The sequence below is a fragment of the Streptomyces sp. NPDC088915 genome (assembly GCF_044749825.1).
In the GTDB taxonomy this organism is placed as follows: Bacteria; Actinomycetota; Actinomycetes; order Streptomycetales; family Streptomycetaceae; genus Streptomyces.
Window position 1 is genome coordinate 301,769 of record NZ_JBIVIR010000002.1, and the last position, 22,735, is coordinate 324,503.

The 22,735-nt window shown below is 74.6% G+C and carries 18 protein-coding genes; 10 read left to right on the top strand and 8 right to left on the bottom strand.

The genetic code is table 11. The annotated features are described in order from the left end of the window. Positions 1 to 5: 5 nt before the first annotated feature. A complete protein-coding gene (locus tag ACIP5O_RS04975; RefSeq protein WP_401288690.1) occupies positions 6 to 731 on the bottom strand; it encodes a DNA-binding response regulator in 726 nt (241 codons plus the stop codon). Between the two features lie 215 nt (positions 732 to 946). Between ACIP5O_RS04975 and ACIP5O_RS04980 the strand changes: the two genes are divergently transcribed. From ACIP5O_RS04980 to ACIP5O_RS04995, 4 genes are all read left to right on the top strand, one after another. Continuing rightward, complete coding sequence (locus tag ACIP5O_RS04980; protein WP_401288692.1) at positions 947 to 2,557, top strand: von Willebrand factor type A domain-containing protein; 1,611 nt, start codon at positions 947 to 949, stop codon at positions 2,555 to 2,557. A gap of 232 nt (positions 2,558 to 2,789) precedes the next feature. Continuing rightward, positions 2,790 to 3,254, top strand: a complete 465-nt coding sequence (locus ACIP5O_RS04985; protein WP_401288695.1) for a DUF1772 domain-containing protein — start codon at positions 2,790 to 2,792, stop codon at positions 3,252 to 3,254. A 319-nt stretch (positions 3,255 to 3,573) separates the two neighbouring features. Next, positions 3,574 to 4,455 carry a BTAD domain-containing putative transcriptional regulator gene (locus tag ACIP5O_RS04990; RefSeq protein WP_401288697.1) on the top strand — a complete coding sequence of 294 codons (882 nt, stop codon included), beginning with the start codon at positions 3,574 to 3,576 and terminating at the stop codon, positions 4,453 to 4,455. 225 nt (positions 4,456 to 4,680) lie between these two features. Continuing rightward, positions 4,681 to 6,711 (top strand): helix-turn-helix domain-containing protein, encoded by a 2,031-nt coding sequence (locus ACIP5O_RS04995; RefSeq protein ID WP_401288700.1) that lies wholly within the window; start codon positions 4,681 to 4,683, stop codon positions 6,709 to 6,711. Between the two features lie 66 nt (positions 6,712 to 6,777). Here ACIP5O_RS04995 and ACIP5O_RS05000 read toward each other — a convergent pair whose 3' ends face one another. Together ACIP5O_RS05000 and pucL are read right to left on the bottom strand one after the other, a co-directional pair. Continuing rightward, a complete protein-coding gene (locus ACIP5O_RS05000) occupies positions 6,778 to 8,079 on the bottom strand; it encodes an IS701 family transposase (RefSeq protein ID WP_401288703.1) in 1,302 nt (433 codons plus the stop codon). A gap of 351 nt (positions 8,080 to 8,430) precedes the next feature. Next, a complete protein-coding gene (pucL, locus tag ACIP5O_RS05005) occupies positions 8,431 to 9,348 on the bottom strand; it encodes a factor-independent urate hydroxylase (RefSeq protein ID WP_401288706.1) in 918 nt (305 codons plus the stop codon). A gap of 472 nt (positions 9,349 to 9,820) precedes the next feature. On the opposite strand from pucL, the gene kdpF reads away from it, so the two are divergent. The 4 genes from kdpF to ACIP5O_RS05025 are packed head-to-tail and all read left to right on the top strand — an operon-like array spanning position 9,821 to position 14,471. Continuing rightward, positions 9,821 to 9,910 carry a K(+)-transporting ATPase subunit F gene (kdpF, locus tag ACIP5O_RS05010; RefSeq protein ID WP_125664953.1) on the top strand — a complete coding sequence of 30 codons (90 nt, stop codon included), beginning with the start codon at positions 9,821 to 9,823 and terminating at the stop codon, positions 9,908 to 9,910. Between the two features lie 14 nt (positions 9,911 to 9,924). Then, complete coding sequence (gene kdpA, locus ACIP5O_RS05015) at positions 9,925 to 11,628, top strand: potassium-transporting ATPase subunit KdpA (RefSeq protein WP_401288709.1); 1,704 nt, start codon at positions 9,925 to 9,927, stop codon at positions 11,626 to 11,628. After that, positions 11,625 to 13,793, top strand: a complete 2,169-nt coding sequence (gene kdpB, locus ACIP5O_RS05020) for a potassium-transporting ATPase subunit KdpB (RefSeq protein WP_401288712.1) — start codon at positions 11,625 to 11,627, stop codon at positions 13,791 to 13,793. The genes kdpA and kdpB overlap by 4 nt, the downstream gene beginning before the upstream one ends. 6 nt (positions 13,794 to 13,799) lie before the next feature. Beyond that, on the top strand, positions 13,800 to 14,471 hold the full coding sequence (locus ACIP5O_RS05025; protein WP_401288714.1) for a potassium-transporting ATPase subunit C: 672 nt from the start codon (positions 13,800 to 13,802) through the stop codon (positions 14,469 to 14,471). A 13-nt stretch (positions 14,472 to 14,484) separates the two neighbouring features. Here the strand turns inward: ACIP5O_RS05025 and ACIP5O_RS05030 are convergent, their stop codons facing one another. Then, positions 14,485 to 15,633, bottom strand: a complete 1,149-nt coding sequence (locus tag ACIP5O_RS05030; RefSeq protein ID WP_401288716.1) for a winged helix DNA-binding domain-containing protein — start codon at positions 15,631 to 15,633, stop codon at positions 14,485 to 14,487. Positions 15,634 to 15,771: 138 nt separating this feature from the next. Here ACIP5O_RS05030 and ACIP5O_RS05035 point away from each other — a divergent pair, with 138 nt between their 5' ends. Together ACIP5O_RS05035 and ACIP5O_RS05040 are read left to right on the top strand one after the other, a co-directional pair. Then, the gene (locus tag ACIP5O_RS05035; RefSeq protein ID WP_401288719.1) at positions 15,772 to 16,638 is read left to right on the top strand and encodes a hypothetical protein; all 867 of its coding nucleotides are present in this window, start codon (positions 15,772 to 15,774) and stop codon (positions 16,636 to 16,638) included. Positions 16,639 to 16,802: 164 nt separating this feature from the next. Continuing rightward, positions 16,803 to 18,152 (top strand): esterase-like activity of phytase family protein, encoded by a 1,350-nt coding sequence (locus ACIP5O_RS05040; protein ID WP_401288721.1) that lies wholly within the window; start codon positions 16,803 to 16,805, stop codon positions 18,150 to 18,152. 21 nt (positions 18,153 to 18,173) lie between these two features. Here ACIP5O_RS05040 and ACIP5O_RS05045 read toward each other — a convergent pair whose 3' ends face one another. The 4 genes from ACIP5O_RS05045 to ACIP5O_RS05060 form a co-directional block, all read right to left on the bottom strand. Further along, positions 18,174 to 19,160 (bottom strand): RNA polymerase sigma-70 factor, encoded by a 987-nt coding sequence (locus tag ACIP5O_RS05045; protein WP_401289341.1) that lies wholly within the window; start codon positions 19,158 to 19,160, stop codon positions 18,174 to 18,176. 70 nt (positions 19,161 to 19,230) lie between these two features. Further along, positions 19,231 to 20,466: an NAD(P)/FAD-dependent oxidoreductase gene (locus ACIP5O_RS05050; RefSeq protein WP_401288724.1), complete on the bottom strand. Its 1,236-nt coding sequence runs from the start codon at positions 20,464 to 20,466 to the stop codon at positions 19,231 to 19,233. Between the two features lie 185 nt (positions 20,467 to 20,651). Then, the gene (locus tag ACIP5O_RS05055; RefSeq protein ID WP_401288726.1) at positions 20,652 to 21,731 is read right to left on the bottom strand and encodes an alpha/beta hydrolase family protein; all 1,080 of its coding nucleotides are present in this window, start codon (positions 21,729 to 21,731) and stop codon (positions 20,652 to 20,654) included. Then, positions 21,728 to 22,648, bottom strand: coding sequence for a zinc-binding dehydrogenase (locus tag ACIP5O_RS05060; RefSeq protein WP_401288729.1), 921 nt, complete (start codon positions 22,646 to 22,648; stop codon positions 21,728 to 21,730). Before ACIP5O_RS05060 ends, ACIP5O_RS05055 begins: the two co-directional genes overlap by 4 nt. Between the last annotated feature and the right edge of the window lie 87 nt (positions 22,649 to 22,735).

A 22,735-nucleotide genomic window follows, 5' to 3' on the forward strand; every position in this document is an offset into this window, starting at 1 on the left:
GGCCCTCACAACCACCCCCTTCGAGCCGCTTCCGCGCCCGCGCGGAAGCGGCTCGTCGTGCCGAGGGCCGCCATCAGCTCGCCGACCCGGCGGCTGTAGGTCCGCGCGGACATGCCGAGCCGGGCCGCCGCCGTCTCGTCCGTGAGCCCCGCGACGAGGGCGTCGAGCACCGGCCGCAGGAGGGGCGGCAGGTCGTCCGGCGGCGGGGACGGGGACGGCACCGTGTACGCCGCCGGGTCCTCGGCCAGCGCCCAGCAGACCTGGTGGGCCCGGACGAGGGCCTGGACCACCACCGGGTCCCGGATCAGCAGCAGCCCGTTGTAGAGCAGCTCCAGGTCGAGCGGGACCGCCGCCACCGTCCGGTCGACCAGGATCATCTTGAACGGGATCGACTCCGCCAGGCGGGCCTGGCCGGGGACCCGGAGCCCGCCCTCGATCCGGGGCAGCGCGTGTCTCGGGACGATCCTGCGCACCTCGTCGGCCCGCTCCGCCGCGGCCCGCATGCACGCTTCCGCCAGCTCCAGGAACGGCTCGGGGATCGCGTAGCCCGCGGACGCGACCGGGTCGTCGAAGGTCAGCAGCTCGTGCCGGGTGGAGGCGGCCAGCCCGGCGAGCGCGGCACTGATGCGCCGCGCTCCCCGGACCGGACGCCCCGCGGGCCGCTGTCCCTCGGTCACGGCCCGGTTCATCGCCGAACGGGCGAGCATCACGGAGCCCGCGCTCTCTGCCACCGCTGACCACCCCCGCCGATCGATGTCCACTCCATGTACGCATGTGACTGCACACGGTGACAACCCCTGTTGAGAAGGATGGCGAATCCATGCCACCGGGGTTCACCCGTGTCGCCGTTGCCGCATCGAGATCCATCCGCAACCACTCCGACCGCTCTTTCCGGCGCCCCCGTTCGTCACATTCACAAGTGCCGTACGAAGAGGGGGAGATGGACATGGAACGACGAGAGACGGGCGGGGCCCGGCCCCGCAGGACCCGGCTTCCGGCCGTGATCGCGGGGTTGCTCGCCGCCGGGATCGCCCTCAGCGGCTGTGGCGCGTCCGGCGACGGGGGCAGCGCCGACCGGAGCACGAAGGAGGGCCGCCCCACCGCGCCGGCCCTCCCCGACGGCGGGCGCGGCGGGACGGCGCACCCCGAGGGGGGCGAGCAGCGGTCCCCGTCGCCCGCGCCCGACTACCTGTCCACCTTCGCCCTGGACGTGGACACCGCCTCGTACGGATACGCCCGCCGCGCCCTCGCCGAGGGACGGCTGCCCGATCCGGCGACCGTGCGCCCCGAAGAGTTCGTCAACAGCTTCCGCCCGGACTACGAGCGCCCCGCCGACGACGGCTTCGGCGTCACCCTCGACGGCGCCCGCACCGGGCGGGACGGCTGGTCCCTGGTCCGGGTCGGGCTCGCCACCCGGGGCGCGGACCGGGGCGGCGAACGCCCGCCCGCCGCGCTCACCTTCGTCGTCGACGTCTCGGGCTCCATGGGCGAGCCGGGGCGGCTCGACCTCGTCAAGGAGTCCCTCGGGCTGCTCGTCGGCGAGCTCCGCGACGACGACTCGATCGCGCTCGTCACCTTCAGCTCCGAGGCCGAGACCCGGCTGCCCATGACCCGCGTCGGGGAGGCCCGGAACCGGATCCGCGACGTGGTGGACTCCCTGGCGACCGCCGCGTCCACCAACGTCGAGGCGGGTGTCCGCACCGGCTACGACGTCGCCGTCGAGGGACACCGCGCGGACGCCACCAACCGGGTCGTCCTGCTCTCCGACGCCCTCGCCAACACCGGCTCCACCGAGGCGGAGACGATCCTCGCCCGCATCGAGGAGGAGCGCCGGGAGTACGGCATCACCCTCTTCGGCGTCGGTGTCGGCAGCGAGTTCGGCGACGCGTTCATGGAGAAGCTCGCCGACAGGGGCGACGGCCAGACGACGTACGTCTCCAACGCCGCGCAGGCCCGCAAGGTCTTCGTCGACCAGCTCCCCGCCCACGTCGAACTGCGCGCCCGCGACGCCAGGGCGCAGGTCGCCTTCGACCGGCGGACCGTCGAGAAGTTCCGGCTGATCGGGTACGAGAACCGGGAGGTCGCCGACGAGGACTTCCGGAACGACCGGGTGGACGGCGGCGAGATCGGGGCCGGCCACACGGTCACCGCGCTGTACGCGGTCAGGACCAGACCCGGGGCGACCGGGACCGTCGCCACCGCCACCGTCCGCTGGCTCGACCCCGCCACCCGGGCCCCGCGCGAGCGCTCCGGCACCGTCGCGACCGGCGCACTGACCGCCGACGTCTGGGGCGGCGGCCACGACAGCCTCCAACTGACCGCGATCGCGGCCTACTTCGCGGACGTCCTGCGAGGCGGCTCGCTGCCGGGGACACCGGCGCTCGGGACGCTCGCGCGGCACGCCGACGCGATCGCCGAGCGCTCCGGCTCGGCGGTGGTGCGGGAGCTCGCCGAGGCGGTGCGGCGGGCGGAGACCCTGCGCGGCCCGGCGGACGACCCGTCGGAGCCGGGCCGGACGGGGGAGGGGGAGCTGCGCTCGGGCGACCCGTACAGCTGACGGCGCCCGCACCGGCTCCGTACGACCGGCGCGCCCGCCCACTCCGCACGACCTGCGTGCCCGCCCACTCCGTGCACCCGGCGCCCGCGCCCGCCCCGTACGACCGACGCGCCCGCCCCGTACGACCGCCGCGCACGACCCGTACGACCGCCGCGCCCGCCCCGTACGGCCGACGCGCACACCTGACGCGTACGCCTCACGCGTGGGGCGGGCAGCGGGACAGAATGGCCGCATGGCCACCCTGCTGCTCGCCCTCGCCGTCGTCTGCACCGGCCTCTACGCCGGTTTCATGCTGATCTTCCTGACCGGGGTCATGCCCGCGCTCGCCCGCCTGACGGACGCGGAGTTCGTCACGGCGATGCGCCGGATCAACGAGTGCGTGCCGAGGGCCGTGTTCCTCACCGTCTTCCTCGGCGTCGTCGCCCTCCCCGCCGCCGCGCTCCTCGTCCCCGTCGACGGGCGCACGGACGCGCGGACGTGGCTCCTCCTCGCGGGGCTCGTGTGCGCGGTCCTCAACCACCTGGTCACCCTCGGCGGCAACATCCCCCTCAACAACGCCCTGGCGAGCGCCCCCGCGGGCGACCCCGCGCCGGTCCGGGCCGCCTTCGAGGCGCGCTGGAACGCCTTCCACCGCGCCCGCACGGCCCTGATCACGGTCTCCTTCGGCCTGCTCACCGCCGCCGCCGTGCTCCGCTGACGCCCCGCGGCTCCGCCGGGAACCGTACCGGGCCGTCTGTTTGTGGCGTGAAGTCGAGGGTCGAAGCCCCTCCGCACCCTCCGGAGGACCCCCGAAAGCGTACCCCCGAGTCCGGAAACAGTCTTTCGCCACGGGTGCGATCTCGGCCAGTGACGAAAATCAGACGCCCCAATAGCACGACAAAGGGGGTGAATCACCCCGATATCCCGGGAGGTGATTCCATACCCTCCGGTTTCTTATTGACATGCCTACGGGGGTCTTTTCTAATCATCGAGAGTCATCCCGCGCGCAGACACCGCACAGGCACTGAGGGGGCAAGGTGGACGTCCGGATCCTGGGGGGACTGTCGGTACGTGAGAACGGGATGTCGATCACCCCGACGGCGGCAGCCCCCCGGCAGCTGCTCGCCCTGCTCACGGCCAGCGCCGACCAGGTCGTCCCCGTGACGGTCCTGACCGAGGAGCTGTGGCCGTCCGGCGCGCCGCGCGGCGCCCGCGCGGAGCTCCAGGCCCACATAGCCGGGCTGCGCGCCCTCGTCGCGGACGCCCTGCGCGCCACCGGCCCCGCCGACCCGCGGACCGGCTGGTCCGACCGGCGCACCGCCGACGCGGTCCTCGTCGCCCAGCCCGGCGGCTACCGGCTCGACACCGGCGGCGGCGCCCACGACGTATGGCAGTTCGAGCGCGCGGCCGGCGCCGGCTACCGCGCCATGGAGGCCGGCGACCTCTCCCGTGCCGCGCTCCGCCTCGGCGAGGCCCTCGCCCTGTGGCGCGGCGACCCCTACGCGGGCGTCGCCGCCGGACCCCGCCTCCGCAAGGAGATCGAGCGCCTCGAAACCTCCCGGCTCAGCGTCCTCGACCAGTGGCTCGAAGCACAACTCGGCCTCGGCCGGCACGCCGAACTCGTCCCGGAACTCACCGGACTCGTCGCCCGTTACCGCACCAACGAGCCCCTCCACGCCCACCTCATGGCCGCCCTGCTGCGCTGCGGCCGGCACGACGAGGCCCTCACCGTGTACGAGCGGCTGCGCCTCGCCCTCGCGGCGGAGAGCGGCATGGAGCCCTCGGCCCGACTGCGGCGCCTCCAGCGCTCGGTCCTCGCCGTGCGGCACACCGGCGGCCGCCCCGGCCTCGGCCTCCGCGTCCCCGCCCAGTACGCCCCGCCCCGCCCCCGCCTCGTCCCGGCCGGCTCCTTCGGCTGACGGACGACCGGGCCGGTGCGGCGGATCACGGCCACGACCGGGCCCGCCCGGCGGGCCACGACCGAGCACCGGAACGGACCGCCACCCGGCCCCTCCCGGCTCCCCGAGGGGAATGAAGTGCGGCAACTCACCGTTGACCGGCTTCCGAAGCCGAATTAGTTTCGGCGGACAGGACGGGTTTCCTCCGAGGTGCCCGATTTCGCTCGACATACGGGAGCTTCGACCATGACCACGCACGGCGCGGACGGAGCCGGTGGTGCCGACCCGCTGCTCACGGTCCTCGAACTCCTCGCCCGCCAGGCCCCGCCCGCCCGCTTCGACGCCCTCCTCGACGAGGCCCGCCGCGGCGGCCTCGGCCGCGCGGACCTCGACCGCCTGGAGCGCGCCGCCGTCCTCGCCGGCCGGATCAACGCCGAACGCGCCCACGACGCGCGCCGCGAGGCCGGGCTCGACGCCCTCACCGACACCGCCCGCGACCTGACCCTCTCCTACGACCTCGACGGCCTGCTGCACGTCATCACCCGCCGCGCCCGCCGGCTCCTCGGCCTCGACCTGGCGTACGTCACCCTGCGCGGCCCGCACGGCGCCTGCTACGTCCACACCACCGAGGGCACCCGCCCCGGCCGCACCGGGGGACCGCGCCTCGCCCCCGGCCTCCGGATCGCCGAGGGGTACGGACTCGGCGGCGCCGTCCAGCTCCACGGCGTGCCCGTCTGGACCCCGGACTACCTCGCCGACGAGCGGTTCGCCCCCTCCGGCTCCCTCGACGCGGGCGTCCACGCCCCCGCCTTCGACGAGGACGCCGAGGCCGCCCTGCGCGCCGAGGGGCTCCACGCGATCGTGGCCGCGCCGCTGCGCAGCGGCGAGACCGTCATCGGCACCCTGTTCGGCGCGGACCGGCGCGTCCGCCACCACACCTCCGAGGAGATCGGGCTCCTCGCCGGGCTCGCGGACCTGGCCGCCCTCGCCGTCGAGAAGGCCGGCCTCCTCGACCGGACCCGGGCCGAGGTCTCCGAACTGGAGCGGGACAGCGCCCGGGTGCGCACCCGCCTCACCCGGATGCGGCACGTCAGCGAGGCCCACGGCCGCATCATGAACCTCGTCCTCGCGGGCGGCGACCTGCGCAACGTGGCCAAGGCCGCCGCCGACGCCCTCGACGCGAGCGTCCTGATCCGCGACCCCGGCGGCCGGTCGCTCGCCGCCGTCGGCGACGTCCCCGGCCTCGACGAGGAGGCCGTCGAGGAAGCCGTCGAGAAGGCCGCGCTCGACGCCCACGCCCGCCGCCGCCCGGTCCTCGCCGCCGACGACATCTGGGTCGCGCCCGTCATCGCGGGCTCCGAGGACCTCGGCGGCCTCGTCGTCCACGCCGACGGCGGACTCACCGGCGAGGACGAACGGCTCCTCGAACTCGCCGCCCAGTCCGTCGCCTTCCTCCTCCTCATGCGGCGCTCCACCGCCGTCGCCGAGGGGCCCGTCCGCGACGAACTCCTCGACGACCTCATCGCGGACCCGCCGCACGCGCCGCAGCAGATCGCCCAGCGGGCCGGCCGCCTCGGCGTCGACCTGCGCCGGCCGCACGTCCTCGTGCTCGCCCGGCCCGAGGGCGGCGAGCAGGGCCGGGCGGTCGTGTGGGCGTCCTCGTACGCGTACCGCCTCTCCGGTCTGAAGACCGTGCAGGGCGGCTGCATCGTGCTGCTGCTGCCGGGGGACGACGCCTCGGCCGCCGCCAGGGCCGTCGCCGCCGAACTCTCCCCGCTGCTCGGCCACCCCGTCTCCGTCGCCTCCGCCGGACCCGGCTGGAGCCCGGACGCCGTCGGGCGGATGCACCGGGAGGCCTGGCGCTGCCTCGACGCGATGAGCGCCCTCGGCGGCACCGGCTCCGCGGCCTCCGTGCGGGACCTGGGCTTCCTGGGGCTGCTGCTCTCCGACGACAACGACGTGGACGGCTTCGTGGAGTCGGCGATCGGGCCCGTGCTCGCCTACGACGCCGAGCGGTTCACCGACCTCACGCACACCCTGGAGGCGTACTTCGCCTCGGGCGGCAGCCCGACGAACGCGGCCGAGGCGCTGCACGTCCACCCCAACACGGTCTCCCGCCGCCTGGAGCGGATCGGCGAACTCCTCGGCCCCGAGTGGCAGAAGCCCGGCCAGGTCCTGGAGGTCCAGCTCGCGCTCCGGCTCCAGCGCACCCGGGAGGCCCTGGCCCGCGGCCGCGTCGCCCCCGAACCGCCCCGCCCGCCGGAGCGCGGGGCCTGACGGGACGGAGCGTCCGACGCGGGGCGCGGCACGGCGCCCGATCCGGGGCCGACCGGCCGGAGGACCTCAGCTCGCCGAGCGCCGCGAACCGTAGCCGGAGCCGTACCCCTGCGCCGCGCCCGGGCCGTACCCCCGCGCCGAGCCGTGTCCCGACTCCCACTGGGAGGCCAGGACCGTCGCCGCGTGGGCCGCCGAGGCCAGGGTGATGTGCCGGTGCCAGCCGCGGAACGAGCGGCCCACGAAGTCCCGCAGGCCCGCGCCCTCCCCGACCTCCACGAAGTCCCGCTCCACCCGGCGGGCGAGCTTGGTCAGCCGCAGCAGGGTGCCCACCGGCGAACCGGTCAGGTCGCTGATCCACACCCGGGCCGGGGCCCGCCGCGGGTCGTCCCACTCGCCGAGCAGCACCAGCGGACGCATCCGCTCCCCGCCCGGCGTCGGCAGCGCCACCCGGACGGCCGTGGCGAGCGAGGTCCGCGAGGTCCGCACGCCCCCCACCGTGTCCACCCAGCTCACCGGCCTGCGCAGTCCCTTGAGGGACTCCAGTATCTGCACGGCGGACAGCGGACCCGCCCCGAAGCCGGGCAGCGAGCGGTCCGCGATCGCGAGCCGGGAGCCCGGCCCGATCCGGGCCACGACCGGCACCCCGGCCCCGGCGAGCCGGGTGAGGGCCGCGCGGCCCGCGCCGCCCCGGATGTCGATGAGCACCGGCTTGCGGGCGACGTCGGACCAGCGGGCGGTGTCCAGCGCCGCCGCGACCGCGCACTCCTCCAGGGTCTCCTCGCCGGCCTCCTCGGGAACCTCCGCGCGGTCGCGCCGCGTGCGGTCGTTCACCCAGGGGTCCGGCAGGAACAGGCGCCAGTTGACCGGGACGCTCAGCTCCTCGCCCGCGAACCACACGCCGAAGGCCTGCTGTCCGTGGAAGACCTGGCCGCGCTCCGGGTCGAAGCGCCGGTCCACGCCCACCGAGTGCTCCCCGGCCTTGGGGATCGGCATGGGCCGCACCACCCAGGCCTGCGGGCAGCCGTTGCGCTCCAGGTACCGGCCGAGCGCCGCGCGCATCGGCTGCCAGTCCCAGGTGGAGCTGGAGACGAAGTGGTGCAGGCTCTGCTCGGCCGCCGGACCGCCGATCTGCGCGGCGATGTTGCGGATCGACTTGCGGCCCTGCGCGGTGAGCAGACCGTGCAGGTACTGCTCGGCCTTCAGGCGCTGGTCGCGGCGGGCGAAGCCGGAGAAGAGCGCGGCACACAGCTCGGCGTAGACGTCCTCGCGCGCACCGGCCGCGCCGACGGACCTGACGGTGGCCAGGGGGACGGCCGGGGCGACGGCCCCCGCGGTGGCCCTGCGCCTGGTTGCGACGGATGTACTCACGAGACTCCTGCCCGAAGGGTGCGCAGCTCCTTCCCGCTGCACCACCACCGTCTCCCGGCACCGCCCCCGGGGACGAGGTGTACCCGGCACCCGAATCGGCCCCCGGATGGTGGCCGGACCACCTCCCCCGCCTTCCGCGCAGGTCACGGCCCCCTCCACCACCCCGCGGCAGACCCCCGCGCGGCCCTCCGGAACGCCCCGCGGGGATCTGACGGACTCACCGGACGGGCTTTGACCCGTCGCCCTGCGTGGCCGGACCATCGCGGAGCGGGGCGTCACGGGCCGGGCCGGTCAAGGCCCCGGGCCGGGAACCGGGCCCGTGCGCCCCGCCTTCCGCCACAAGCCCTCGGCTCAGGCGGTGATCCAGTCGCCGGTCGCGATCACCGGCTGGACGCCCTGGCGGTGGACGGTGCCCTCGATCAGGCCGTACATCCGGTCGGCCGCGAAGTACACCTCGTTGTCGTTCTTCAGGCCGAACGGCTCCAGGTCCACCAGGAAGTGGTGCTTGTTCGGCAGGTTCAGCCGCACCTCGTTGACCGTGGAGACGTGGTCCAGGACCCGGTCCGCCATCGCGTGCAGGGTCTGCTGGAGCGAGTAGCTGTACGTCTCCGCGAAGGCCTCCAGCATGTGCCGGCGCACCTTCTCGTACGAGCGGTCCCAGTCGTGCTCCGGGTCGGCCGCCGCCGTGGCCGAATGCGCCCAGCGGGCGGTGACCTTGGTGGCGAGGATCCGGTCGTACGCCTCCTGGAGCGTCGTGTACTCGTCCTTGACGAAGCCGTGGAACTCGGAGTTGGTCGAGTTCATCACCGTCAGCTCCTTCAGGCCCGACAGGACCTGGAGTCCGGTGGTCTCCGAGTGCGTGACCTGCGCGGTGCGGACCTCCTGGCCCTTGCGGACGAAGGAGTGCTGCTCCTTGCGCGTCGGGACCGGGATCCGCTCCCAGGCGAACTCCTCGACCCGGACCTGCGCCTCGTGGATGACCGGCTGGGAGGTCACGAAGTGCCGGGCGAGGTGGATCGCGAAGGCCTCGGGGGAGGCGACGCCGTGCTCCTTGGCGAAGGCGTACACCGTGTTCTTGGTGGTGTCGGTCGGCAGGCAGTTGCCGTTGTCGCCGGTCAGGTGCACGTCGCGGTACTCGCCGCGCAGCGCCACCGACACGTTCAGGTCGCGGATCTCGTGCCAGGCCCCGTCGTCGCCCTTGCGGGTCACGGTGACGATCCGGTTCTCGGCCTTGCCGTACTGGTTCTGTGCCAGGACGTGCTTGCTCATGTGCTGCTCAGCTCCCGCGGGTACGTGGATACGGATATCCCGTACGCCCGGCGTCCAGCGCCCCCGTCGTCCCGAGGGTCCGCTCCCCGCCGTCCGGCCCGTGAACGGCGGACCGCCCCGGGACTGACGAGCATCCCGGTCCGTAGGTGTGGCCTCGAAGATAGGTGCACTTCCGGCACCTGGCAATGGGTGCGGCGGGCGCGGGGCCGGTGCGCCGGGAGGCGTACGGGGCACGTCAAGGGACGTACGGGAAGCGTCAAGAAGGACGCGTACGGCGTCAGAGGGGCGTCAACGGGAGCGGCGGGCGGCCCCGGGCGGGGGTTTCCTCGTCTCGTCCGAAAACCTCCGTCCCGCGCCCCGCGGCCGGGACCCTCTCCATCCGGGAGTCCACGATGGCCGACGCGGCCCTCGTCGCCACCACGATCGCGCTCTTCGCGCTGGTGGCCCTCGTCGCCAGGGGGGTGGCCAAGCAGTGAGCACCGAGAACATCGTCGGTCTCCTGGTGGCCGCCGGTCTCCTGGGCTACCTCGTCCTCGCCCTCGTCAAGCCCGACCGGTTCTGAGGCGAGGGAAGAACATGAGCCCCGTCCTCGCGGCATCCCTCCAGTTCCTGGCCCTGGCCGTCGCCCTCGGCCTGTCCCACCGCCCGCTGGGCGATCACATGGCCCGCGTCTACTCCTCGGAGCGGCACCTCGCCCCCGAGCGGTGGATCTACCGGGCGATCGGCGCCGACCCCGACACGGGGATGCGGTGGCCCGCCTACCTGCGCTGCGTCCTCGCCTTCTCCGCCGTCGGCGTCCTCCTCCTCTATCTGCTCCAGCGGGTCCAGGGCGTGCTGCCGGGCTCGCTCGGCTTCGCGTCGATCGACCCGGACCAGGCGTTCAACACGGCGGCCTCGTTCGTCACCAACACCAACTGGCAGTCGTACTACGGCGAACAGGCCATGGGCCACGTCGTGCAGACCGGCGGCCTCGCCGTGCAGAACTTCGTGTCGGCGGCGGTCGGCATGGCGGTGGCCGTCGCCCTCGTCCGGGGTTTCACGATCCCCCGAGCTCTCGGCTCCGCTCGAGCAGGGGGCGCCCCCATCCGCACCGGTGAACTCGGCAACTTCTGGGCCGACCTGGTCCGGGGCACGCTCCGGATCCTGCTGCCGCTCTCCGTCGTCGCCGCCCTGGTCCTGGTCGCGTGCGGCGCGATCCAGAACTTCTCCGGCATCCACGAGGTGGGACAGTTCTCCGGCGGCACCCAGCAGTGGAACGGCGGCGCGGTCGCCTCCCAGGAGGCCGTCAAGGTCCTCGGCACCAACGGCGGCGGCTACTTCAACGCCAACTCCGCCCACCCCTTCGAGAACCCGAACGCCCTCTCCAACCTCTTCCAGATCTATCTGATCCTCCTGATCCCCACCGCCCTGACCCGCACCTTCGGCCGGATGACCGGCTCCCCGAAGCAGGGGTACGCGATCCTCGGCACCATGGCCGCGATCTGGGCCGGCTTCACCGCCCTCATGATGTGGACCGAGTTCCACCACGGCGGCCCGGCGTTCGACCTCGCGGGCGGGGCCGCCGAGGGCAAGGAGACCCGGTTCGGGATCGGCGGCTCGGCGCTCTTCGCGGTGGCGACCACGCTGACCTCGACCGGCGCCGTGAACTCCTTCCACTCCTCGTACACCGGCTTCGGCGGCGGGATCACCCTGCTCGGGATGCAGCTGGGCGAGATCGCGCCCGGCGGCGTCGGCTCCGGCCTGTACGGCATGCTGGTCATGGCCGTGATCGCGGTGTTCGTCGCCGGCCTCATGGTCGGCCGCACCCCCGAGTACCTGGGGAAGCGGATCGGCGTCCGCGAGATCACGCACGCCGCCTGCTACCTCCTGGTCACCCCGGCGCTCGTCCTGGGCCTCACCGCCGTCGCGATGGCCCTGCCCACGCCACCGGAGTCGATGGCCAACTCCGGCGCGCACGGCTTCTCCGAGGTCCTCTACGCGTACACCTCGGCGGCCAACAACAACGGCTCCGCGTTCGCCGGACTGAACGCCGACACCCCCTGGTTCAACACCACGCTCGGCATCGCGATGCTCCTCGGCCGCTTCCTGCCGATGGTGTTCGTCCTGGCCCTGGCCGGCTCGCTCGCCGGACAGACCCCCGTGCCCCGCACCGCGGGCACCCTGCGCACCGAGAAGCCGCTGTTCAGCGGTCTCCTCCTCGGCACGATCGCGATCGTCGCCGGACTCACCTACTTCCCGGCGCTCGCGCTGGGACCGCTCGCCGAAGGGCTCGCAGCATGAGCACCACCGCACCCGCCCGGCCCCCACGGGCCGGCGCCCCCGGGGAACGGCGCCCGGACACCCGGTCCGGCCGCGTCGGCGGGGGCCTGTTCGCCCCGGGGCAACTGGCCGCCGCCCTCCCGGACGCGCTCCGGAAGCTCGACCCCCGGGCCATGGTCGGGTCCCCCGTCATGTTCGTGGTGTGGGTCGGCTCCGTGGTCACCACCGGGCTCGCGCTCGCGCACCCCGGCGACCGGTTCGGCTGGGCGATCAGCGCCTGGCTGTGGCTCACCACGGTCTTCGCCAACCTGGCGGAGGCGGTCGCCGAGGGCCGGGGCAAGGCGCAGGCGGACACCCTGCGCAGGGCCAGGACGGGGACGGTCGCCCGCCGGGTCGCCGGGAACGGTGGGGCCAGTGGGACCAGCGGGTCCGCCGGGACCGGGGAGGAACTGGTCCCCGGCACCGAACTGCGCGTCGGCGACCTGGTGGTCTGCGAGACCGGCGACGTCATACCCGGCGACGGCGACGTCGTCGAGGGGGTCGCCTCCGTGGACGAGTCCGCGATCACGGGCGAGTCCGCCCCGGTCGTCCGCGAGTCCGGCGGCGACCGGTGCGCGGTGACCGGCGGCACGAAGGTGCTCTCCGACCGGATCGTCGTCAGGATCACCACGAAGCCCGGCGACACCTTCATCGACCGGATGATCGGCCTGGTCGAGGGGGCCGACCGCAGGAAGACCCCCAACGAGGTCGCCCTGAACATCCTGCTCGCCTCGCTGACGATCGTCTTCCTCCTCGCCGTCGTCACCCTCAAGCCCTTCGCGGTCTACGCGGGCGCCGACGCGCAGACCTCCCTCGTCGTCCTGACGGCCCTGCTCGTCTGCCTGATCCCGACGACGATCGGCGCGCTGCTCTCCGCGATCGGCATCGCGGGCATGGACCGGCTCGTCCAGCGGAACGTCCTCGCGATGTCGGGGCGCGCGGTCGAGGCCGCGGGCGACGTCAGCACCCTGCTGCTCGACAAGACGGGCACGATCACCCTCGGCAACCGGCGGGCCTGCGCGTTCGTGCCGGTGGAGGGTGTCACGGAGGCCGAACTCGCCGGGGCGGCCCGGCTCTCCTCGCTCGCCGACGAGACGCCCGAGGGCCGCTCGATCGTGGACCTCGCGGAGGGGAGGCGGGAAGGGGGTGGCGCACCCCTTCCGGGCACCCCGCCCCTCCCGGACGCCCCGGCGGACGCCGAGTGGGTCGCCTTCACCGCCCGGAGCCGCATGTCCGGCGTGGACGCCGGCGGCCGCAGGATCCGCAAGGGCGCGAGCGGCGCGGTCGCCTCCTGGGTGGAGGAGCGCGGCGGCCGGGTCCCCGGGGACGCGCGGGAGCTCGCGGACGGGATCGCCCGGGCCGGCGGCACACCGCTGCTCGTGGCCGTGGAGGACGACGGGGGCGCCCGCGTCCTGGGCGTCGTCCACCTGAAGGACGTCGTCAAGGAGGGCATGCGGGAACGGTTCGCCGAACTGCGCCGCATGGGCATCCGTACGGTCATGATCACCGGCGACAACCCGCTGACCGCGAAGGCCGTCGCGGAGGAGGCCGGGGTCGACGACTTCCTCGCCGAGGCCACCCCCGAGGACAAGCTCGCCCTCATCCGGCGGGAGCAGGCGGGCGGGAAGCTGGTCGCGATGACCGGCGACGGGACGAACGACGCCCCGGCCCTGGCCCGGGCGGACGTCGGCGTCGCCATGAACACGGGCACGTCGGCCGCGAAGGAGGCCGGCAACATGGTCGACCTCGACTCCGACCCCACCAAGCTCATCGAGATCGTCGCGATCGGCAAGCAGCTCCTCATCACCCGGGGAGCGCTGACGACCTTCTCGATCGCCAACGACGTGGCGAAGTACTTCGCGATCATCCCCGCCATGTTCACGGTGGCCCATCCGGGCCTGGACGCGCTCAACGTCATGGGCCTGGCCTCGCCGGAGTCCGCGATCCTCTCCGCCGTGATCTTCAACGCGCTGATCATCGTCGCCCTCGTCCCGCTCGCCCTGCGGGGCGTGCGCTACCGGCCGGCCGGCGCCGACGCGATGCTCCGGCGCAACCTCGCGGTCTACGGACTCGGCGGCCTGGTCGCCCCGTTCGCCGGCATCAAGCTCGTCGACCTGCTCCTCTCCCTCCTCCCCGGAATCGGCTGACCGACCATGAACAACTCCGCCAGAAGGACCGGACGCCTGCTCGGGGCGGGCCTGCGCGCCCTCCTCGTCCTCACCGTCGTGTGCGGCGTCCTCTACCCCCTCGCCGTCACCGCCGTCGCCCAACTGGCCTTCCCGGAACGGGCGAACGGCTCCGAGGTACGGGACGGCAGCGGCCGGGTCGTCGGCTCCTCGCTCGTCGGGCAGCGCTACGACCTGCCGGCGAAGGACGGCGGGGAGGCCCCGGCCCCCGACCTCCGCTGGTTCCAGCCGCGCCCCTCGAACGGCCTGGGCGTCAACTCCGTCAACACCCGGTACTCCCTGCTCCTCTCCGGCGCGACCAACCGGTCCGGCGACGACGCCGAGTTGGTCCGGTGGGTGAAGGAGGCCAGGGCGGCCGTCGTACGGGACAACTCGACGGCCTCGTACGAGGTGAGGCCCTCGGACGTGCCGCCCGACGCCGTCACCTCCTCCGGCTCCGGCCTGGACCCGCACATCTCCCCGGAGTACGCGAGGCTCCAGGTCCACCGGGTCGCCGAGCGCAACGGCCTGCCCCTCGCGGCCGTCGCCGGGCTCGTCGCCGACCGCACGGAGGGCCGCGCCCTCGGCTTCGTGGGGGAGCCCCGGGTCAACGTCCTCGCGCTCAACACGGCCCTGCGGGAGCTGGTGGCGAGGGGATGACGGCCGCTGCCGGTCACCCGGCCGGCAGCACCCGCGTCTCCACCGCCGGGAAGCCCTTGGCCCACCAGTGGTCGTAGCGGCGGTAGACCAGCGGGTCCCGGGCCGTCAGGAAGCCGCCGAGCGCCGAGGCCTCGGCGGCCAGGCCCTCCCAGGCCCCGGCGGACAGCGGGTGGAAGGCCGAGACCTCGATCCCGCCCCCGACCGGCCGCCAGACCCCGGCGACGTACCCGTCCACGAGGAGCGCCGGCAGCGTGTCGCCGTTCACCCGGATCACGTGCCCGCGGTAGGCGGGCGGGATGATCCGGGAGCGGTCCGCGTACGCGAGGAGGACGCTGTCCCACATGGCGAGGAGGCGCGGCGGGGCCGGGGTCTCCGCGTCGGGGAGCGGCGCCCCCGGGACGTCGTACAGGACCGTGCCGTCGGCCCCCTCCAGCCGTACCAGTCCTTCTTCCAGGGTCCGCACCGCCTCGCGCACCAGGCGCCGGGGCGCCGTCGTGAACTGCGCCATGTTCGCCACGGACGCGGGCCCGAACCCCTCCAGGTAGCGCCGGAGCAGGACGGCCAGACCGGCGGCGGACGCCTCCGGGTCGGCGAGCGCGGGCCGTTCGGCGGCGGCGACGAAGGACTGCGCGCTCCCGAACGCCCACGGCGGGCCCGTCGGCACGTGCCACAGCGGCGCGTACTGGCGCACCATCCGCCAGACCACGGGCGCCACCGGCCCGCTCCGGCCCCGCTCGACCAGCTCCCGCAGCTCGGCCCCGGTCCGCGCCTCCGCGGCGTGGGCGAGCAGGCCGGGCAGGAGCGCGTCGGCGTCGGCGGCCGTGAACCCGGCCGCCGTGAACCGGGGGTCGTGGAGCCGTCCGCCGCGCAGCGTCGGCTCCATGGCCTCCCGGAAGGCCCGGTAGTCGTCGGCGTGCACCTGGTGGAGGGTGAGCCGCATCAGCGTCGACCGGACCACCCGGAACCCGTTCAGGGCCTCGTCGAACCGCTCCGGCTCGAAGCCCGCGATCCGGTTCCACAGGGCCACGTACGGAGAGCCCGGCCGCTGCGCCTGGAGGGCCACCACCCGCCGCACGGCGTCCTCGACGCCGATCGGCTCGCGGGCGAGGAGCAACTGCCGGGCGAGGGTGGAGCGGTTGAGGACGCGCGGGGTGATCACCATGGCGCGATTCTCCCTTCCGGGACGGACGATCGAATGTGCTTCCGCGTACGGGGCGGCGGGCCTCCGGTCGCCACCGGTTCACCCGGGGCACGCCCCGGCGCCACGCGCTCCTCACCCGGCCTCGTGAGGATCGGCCGCATGACCCTCACCTCGCGGGCCCCGCGCCCCGCCGCAGCCGCCTCCGCCGCCGTCCTCGCCGCCGCCGTCGCGCTCCTCGCCCCGGGCACGCCCGCGCACGCCGCGGCCAACGCCGTCCCGACGTACGAGGTGAAGATCAACCTCACGGCGGCGGCCCTCGACGCCTCCCACGCGCCGAGCGCGGCGGTGAAGTCGGCGTTCGGCATCACCGGTTCCGCCAAGTCCCGTTCGTACGCCTACTACGACACCGACGGCCTCGCCCTCGACGCCGAGGGGTGGAGCGTCCGGCTGCGCCACAAGGACGGGTCCTCGTTCGAGGAGACGTACAAGAAGCGCTTCCCCGTCGCGAACGGCGACCTGAAGGCCGCGCTCGACGCGGCGAACGCGGCCGGTTTCGACAGCGGCGACACCACCTACAAGGCCGAGGTCGACTGGGGCTACGCGAAGCAGACGCTGAGCTTCAGCAACGAGAAGAGCCGCAGCGCCAAGGGGTACGCGGGCACCGCGCTCCCGGCGAGCGCCACCGGCCGCGACTGGCTGGCCGCCGACGTCCCCGGCAAGCTCGCCACGTGGGGCGGCACCGGCTGGGGCAAGGGCCTCCTCCAGCAGTCCCGCGCCCACGGACCGGTCACCGCCACGGTGTACGAGGGGGAGTGGGGCGCCTCCGACGACGCGAGCGTCGAGGTGCTGCCGGTGGTCGGCGCGGGCGGGACCGGCACGGAGTACGTCGTCGAACTGTCCCTCAAGACCGACTCCGCAGCCGACGCGGCCGAGCTGCACGAGGACGCGGTGGCCCTGGCCGAGTCGAAGGGGTGGCTGTACCACGGCGACGTCCTGAAGACGCGTCTCATCCTGGACCGTTACTAGGGGGTGTCGGGCGTTCGGGGCGATCCCCGGCGTTCACCCAGGGATCGCCCCGGCGTCGCGCCCGCGTCGCTCCGCGTTGTGGCCGGAAACAGACCATGGGGCCGCCTCCACCGGAACCGTTCCACGCATCCGCCCTTCCTCATGCTCCAAGGGAGTTCACCCAGATGATTCCGCGCCTCCTGCGCCGCCGGCCCGCCGCCGTGGTCCTGCCGCTGTCCGCCGCGCTCGCCCTCACGGTGGTCGGGGGGACGGCGGACGGGGCGCCGGCGCACCGCGGCCACGACGGCTCCGCCGGCCGCGTCGTCGCCACCTCGACCCTGCCCGACCTCCCGCTGGCCGCGTTCAGCAACGGCATGATCCCGGGCAGCGTCGCGGACGACCGGGGCGTCGACCTGGGCGGCATCGGCAGCGACCTGTTCCCGGCGGAGCGGCGCGGCGAGTACTGGACCGTCACCGACCGCGGCCCCAACGGCCAGATCGAGATCGGCAAGGACAAGCGCCGCACCTTCCCCGTGCCCGGCTTCGACCCGGCCATCGTGAAGGTCCGCGCGGTCGGCGGCCGGATCCAGGTCCTGAGGACCATCCCGCTCACCACCTCGCACGGCGCCCCCGTGACCGGTCTGTCCAACCAGCCCGGCCGCGACGAGGCCCCGTACACGTACGACGCCTCGACCCCCCTCCCGTACAACCCCAACGGCCTGGACACCGAGGGCATCGTGCGGGACCGGGACGGCGGCTTCTGGCTGGTCGACGAGTACGGTCCCTCCCTCGTCCACGTCTCCGCGAAGGGCCGGGTCCTCGCCCGCCACGTGCCGAAGGGCCTGAAGCTGACCGGCGCCGACTACCCGGTGGTCGAGTCGCTGCCCGCGGTCTTCCTCCGGCGCAAGGTCAACCGGGGCTTCGAGGGCCTCGCGCTCCTCCCCGACGGCGACCTCGTCCTCGGCCTCCAGAGCCCGCTGCTCAACCCGGACGAGGCCGCGGGCAAGGACTCCCGCACCACCCGGCTGCTGCGCTTCTCGCCGCGCGAGAACCGGGTCACCGCCGAGTACGCCTACCGCTTCGACCCGGTCGGCACCGTCGAGCCCGGCCAGACCAAGACCTCCGAGCTGAAGCTCTCCGCGCTCGTCGCGCTCGGCGGCGACCGCCTCCTGGTCCAGGAGCGCACCGACAAGGGCGCCCGCCTCCACGAGGTCCGCCTCCGCCGCTCCGAAGACATCCTGGGCTCCGCCTGGGACACCGGCGCGCAGCCCACCCTGGAGCAGCTCGACGACCCGGCGGCGGCGGGCGTGCCGGTCCTGCGGAAGAGGCTGGTCGTCGACCTCAACACGGTGAAGGGCGTCCCCGGCAAGATCGAGGGCGTCGCCGTCGAGGGCTCCTCGACCGTCGTCCTCCTCAACGACAACGACTTCGGCATGACGGACGGCCCCGGCGCCTTCGACGCGCGGGGCCGCCTGGTCGACAGCGGCGTGGAGACCACCCTGGTCACGGTGCGCCTCGACCGCCCGGTCCGCTGATCCCTCCGGCCCTCCTCGCCCTCACCGCAGGGTGAGGGGGGTCTCCGCCGTGACGCGGGTCAGCTTCTCGGGGTTGCGGACGTAGTACAGGCCGGTGATGCGGCCGTCCTCGACCCGGAGCGCCATGACGCCGTCGAACTCACCGTCCAGGCGCACGGCGAGCGCCGGGTCGCCGTTGACCGAAGTGGGCTCGCAGGTGACCGCGAACCCGGCCCTGGCGGAGCCGCCGAGGTAGAAGCGGGCCACCTTCCCGGCCCCGACGACCGGCCGCACCGCGGCCCGCTTGACGCCGCCGCCGTCGCTCACCAGGACGACGTCGGGGGCGAGCACGTCGAGGAGCCCCTGGAGGTCCCGGGCCTCCAGGGCCCGCCGGAACGCCTCCAGGGCCGTCCTGGCCTCGGACGGGGAGACCACCCGGCGGGGGCGGCGGGCGTCGACGTGCCGGCGGGCGCGGTGGGCGATCTGGCGGACGGCGGCGGGGGTCTTGTCGACGGCCGCCGCGATCTCGTCGTACCCGACGCCGAAGGCCTCGCGCAGCACGAAGACGGCGCGCTCGGTCGGCGACAGCGTTTCGAGGACGAGCATCATCGCCATCGACACGCTCTCGGCGAGCTCGACGTCCTCGGCCACGTCCGGCGCGGTCAGCAGCGGCTCGGGCAGCCACTGGCCGACGTACGCCTCCCGGCGGCGGCTCGCCGCGCGCAGCCGGTTGAGCGCCTGCCGGGTCGTGATCCGGACCAGGTAGGCGCGCCGGTCGCGCACCTGCTCCAGATCGACCTCGATCCAGCGCAGCCAGGTCTCCTGGAGGACGTCCTCGGCGTCGGCGGCGGAGCCGAGCATCTCGTACGCGACGGTGAAGAGCAGGTTGCGGTGGGCGACGAACGCGTGGGTGGCGGGGTCGTTACGGCTCGGGTTGGTGCCGGTCGGGTCGGTACGGTTCCGGTCGGTGCCGCTCGGACCGGTACGGCTCTGATCGGCACCGCTCCGGTCGGCTCCGGGCTCGTTCACGTGGGGCTCTCCCGTCTCGGGCTCTCTCGCGTCGGGCTGCGTCACGTCGGGCTGCGTCACGTCGGCTCCCTCAGGACCGGGGGAGGGCTTCCGGGGCGCTCGTGGTGCTGGTGGTCCTCAAGGCAGGAGCCTCCCCCGTGCGCCCCGCCCGCGCCAGCCGCCGGCGCCGCGTGCTGCCCGGGATGCGGTGCAGACGGTACGAACCGGGGGCGCCGGCCTCGCCCGCCAGGTGCCCGACGATGCCCGCGCAGACCTTCTCCTTGAGCTTCGCGCCGGCGCGCCCGTCGACGTGGAACCGGACGGCGGTGTCGCGGCGGGCGAACTGGAAGATGCCCTCCTGCCGCCCGAGGCTGATGCACTGGCCCGCGAAGGACTCGTTGAGGGGCTCGGGCCGTTCCCCCGCGATCCGGGCGAGCACGGTGTCGGCGGCCCGCGCGCCCAGCGGGATCGCGGCCTGGCAGCTCATCCGCAGCGGCAGGCCCGAGGGCGCGGCCGAGTCCCCGGCCGCGACGACGTGCTCGTCGTCCACGCTGGTCAGCGTCTCGTCGGTGAGGAGGCGGCCCAGGGCGTCGGTGCTCAGTCCGCTGCGCGCGGCCAGGTCGGGCACGCCGAACCCGGCCGTCCAGATCGTCACCGCGCTCGGCAGCTCGCGGCCGTCGGCGAGGCGTACGGCCTCGCGGGTCACTTCGGTGACCTTCGTGCCGGGGCCGTCGAGGACGGTGACCCCGAGCCGGGCCATGCGCCGGGCGACCGAGCGCCGGCCCCGGGCGTGCAGGTACGGGCCGAGCACGCCGCCGCAGACCAGGGTCACGGCACGGCCGGCCTCCGCCAGCTCGGCGGCGGTCTCGATGCCGGTCGGACCGGCCCCGACGACCGTCACCGGCGCCGTCGCGGGCACGGCGTCGAGCGCCGGGCGCAGCCGCTCGGCCTCCTCCAGGGAGGCGATCGGGCGGGCGAACTCGGCGGCCCCCGGGACGTCCGGGTCGGCGCTCCCGCTGCCCACCGCGTAGACCAGGTAGTCGTAACCGAGCGTGCCGCCGTCGGCCAGCGTCACGCGGCGCCCGGCGGTGTCGATCCGCTCGACGCTGCCGACCGTCAGCCGGACGCGCCCGCCGAGCACCTCGGGGAAGCCGACGACCGCCTCGCCGGTCCCGCCGACCAGCTGGTGCAGCCGGACCCGGTGGACGAACGTCGGACGCGGATTGACCAGCGTCACCGTCACGTCGTCGCGCCGGGTCAGCCGGTTGGCCGCCATGACACCGGCGTACCCGCCGCCGATCACGATCACCTCGGTGTTCTCGGTCATGGTGTTTCCTCCGCTCAGGGATCCGCCTCAAGAGGTCCCTACAAGGGATCCCTACAAGGGATCCGTACAAGGGATCCGTACAAGGGATCCGTACAAGGGATCCGCCCTCTTCGAGTGCGAGGGGTTCGACCTCAAGACACCGCGCGCCCGTCTTCTGTGACACCTTCCGCGCCGTGTGACGCGGATCACCCCGCGCGAGCGGCCGAAGCGGCCTGCGTCCACGCTCCCGTCAGCGCGTGCGCGAGGTGGTCCGCGAGGCGGGGCAGCCAGTCGGGCCGCGCGTTCCCGAGAAGGTGGTCGCCGTGTGGGACGGACAGGCGGGTGCCGTGCGGCGCCGACCGGGCCAGCGGCCCGCCGTCCGTCACGCCGGGGATGACGTCCCGCCCGCCGTCCACGACGAGGAGCGGCGCCGTGATGCGGGGCGCCAGGCCGGTGAGGTCCACGTGCCGGGCGAACTCCCGGGCCGCGTCGGCCCCTCCCGTACGCCGGGCCATGATGTCCCTTACCGGCGGCGGGAGTTCGTCCCAGTCCAGGCGGAACGGGCCGCTGACGGTGGCGACGGCCGCCACGCGCGGTTCGAGCGCCGCCGTCCGGGCGGCGAAGTAGCCGCCCAGGCTGAGGCCGACGAGACCGACGCGCGCGAGGCCGAGGGCGTCGACGACCCGGCCCACGACCTCCTCGTACTCCGGCACGAGGGTGGAGGACGCCGCGAGCACGCCCTGCCCGGGCCCGTCCATCGCGAACACCGCGAGGCCCCGGGCGAGGAGCGCGGACGCCAGGTCGAGGAACTCCTCCTTGGCCGAGTCGAGCCCGGGGACGACGATCACGGTCCCGGCCGCGCCGTCGTCGCGTACGGGGGCGGGGGGAACGCGCAACCACCCCGTGAACCCCTCGCCGCTCACCCGCCGTGCCCCCGGTTCGAGGACCGCGAGCGCCCTGCCCAGGGCCTCGTCCGCCGCGGCCGCGGCACGCCCCGCCTCCGCGTACGGCGCCAGCGTCGCGAGGTGGAACCACCGGGCCGCCGTCAGCAGGTGCGCACCCGCCGAGACGGACGATCCGGCGTTTCCGGCGCCCCCGGCTTCCTCGGCACGCCGCACGTGCTCCCGCCCCGTGCGCACGAAGGCCGGCCCCCAGCCGGCGACGGAGCCGAGGCCGTCGGTGACGCGCCGGTACTCGTGCGGGTCGACGCCCGCGCCGGTGGCGCGCGTCCACTGCGCGGCGGCGAAGCCGGCGACGTCGCCGGCGAGGTCGTCGGAGGGGCTCATCGGGCTTCTCCCGTCAGCAGGACGGCCTTGCCGCGGATACGGCGTTCCCGCAGGTCGACCAGGGTGTCGGCGGTCAGCTCCCAGGGGGCGACCCGGCCGATCTCCGGGTGCAGCCGGCCCTGGTCCACCAGGCGCACCAGTGTCGCGAGATCGGGGCCGTACGGGGCGCCGGCGTAGTGGAAGTGCCGGATCGTGACGCGCTCGGGCCCGCCGAGCAGTGCGAAGAAGTCGAGGGTCGCGGGGGTGCGGCTCGCCTGGCCGAACCAGACGAGCGTGCCGCCCGGCCGCACCTTCGCGAGGGCGAGGGGCAGGTCGGGCCCGCCCGTGGACTCCAGGACGACGTCGAACGGCCCCGCCGCCTCCGCGACGCCGTGCACCACGCGCGCGCCCAGCTCCGCGAGCCGCGCACCGCGCTCCGGAGCGGCGGTCACCGCGGTCACCTCGGCCCCGGCCGCGACGGCCAGCTCGGTGACGTAGTGCCCGACCCCGCCGGAGGCGCCGGTGAGCAGCAGCCGCAGGCCGGCCGGCGCACCGGCCGTGCGCAGCAGCCGCAGGGCCGTGATCCCGGCCAGGGGCAGGGCCGCGGCCCGTACGCCGTCGACGCCGTCCGGGAGCACCGCGAGGGAGTGGGTGGGCACGGCGGCGTACTCGGCCCAGCCGCCCCGCGCCGGATGTCCGACCACACGGGTGCCGGCGGCGGGCCCCGAGCCGTCCGCCGCCTCCTGTACGACGAGCCCGGCGACGTCCTTGCCGGGCAGGAACCCCGGCGCGGGGTCTTCGAGGAGGAACGTCTCGCCCCGGTTCGGCGCGAACGCCTCCACCTTGATCAACGCCTCCCCCGGCTCCGGCACGGGCTGGGGGACCTCGGCGAAGGCGACCGGACGCGCCGCCTCCCCGGTGGGAATCAGTCTCTGCACGCGACCATGCGAACCCGGGGACCCGCCGCCGGTCCAACAAGGAACGGGAGCCACCGACAACCACCGGTTGTCGCCTACGGTGGGGAC

Excerpts from the sequence above, each read along its gene's own strand:
- ACIP5O_RS05035 (WP_401288719.1), top strand. The coding sequence starts at position 15,772 with ATGACCCTCACCTCGCGGGCCCCGCGCCCCGCCGCAGCCGCCTCCGCC.
- ACIP5O_RS04995 (WP_401288700.1), top strand. The coding sequence starts at position 4,681 with ATGACCACGCACGGCGCGGACGGAGCCGGTGGTGCCGACCCGCTGCTC.
- kdpB (WP_401288712.1), top strand. The coding sequence starts at position 11,625 with ATGAGCACCACCGCACCCGCCCGGCCCCCACGGGCCGGCGCCCCCGGG.
- ACIP5O_RS04980 (WP_401288692.1), top strand. The coding sequence starts at position 947 with ATGGAACGACGAGAGACGGGCGGGGCCCGGCCCCGCAGGACCCGGCTT.
- ACIP5O_RS05040 (WP_401288721.1), top strand. The coding sequence starts at position 16,803 with ATGATTCCGCGCCTCCTGCGCCGCCGGCCCGCCGCCGTGGTCCTGCCG.
- pucL (WP_401288706.1), bottom strand. The coding sequence starts at position 9,348 with ATGAGCAAGCACGTCCTGGCACAGAACCAGTACGGCAAGGCCGAGAAC.
- ACIP5O_RS05050 (WP_401288724.1), bottom strand. The coding sequence starts at position 20,466 with ATGACCGAGAACACCGAGGTGATCGTGATCGGCGGCGGGTACGCCGGT.
- kdpA (WP_401288709.1), top strand. The coding sequence starts at position 9,925 with ATGAGCCCCGTCCTCGCGGCATCCCTCCAGTTCCTGGCCCTGGCCGTC.
- ACIP5O_RS05030 (WP_401288716.1), bottom strand. The coding sequence starts at position 15,633 with ATGGTGATCACCCCGCGCGTCCTCAACCGCTCCACCCTCGCCCGGCAG.
- ACIP5O_RS04985 (WP_401288695.1), top strand. The coding sequence starts at position 2,790 with ATGGCCACCCTGCTGCTCGCCCTCGCCGTCGTCTGCACCGGCCTCTAC.
- ACIP5O_RS05025 (WP_401288714.1), top strand. The coding sequence starts at position 13,800 with ATGAACAACTCCGCCAGAAGGACCGGACGCCTGCTCGGGGCGGGCCTG.
- ACIP5O_RS05055 (WP_401288726.1), bottom strand. The coding sequence starts at position 21,731 with ATGAGCCCCTCCGACGACCTCGCCGGCGACGTCGCCGGCTTCGCCGCC.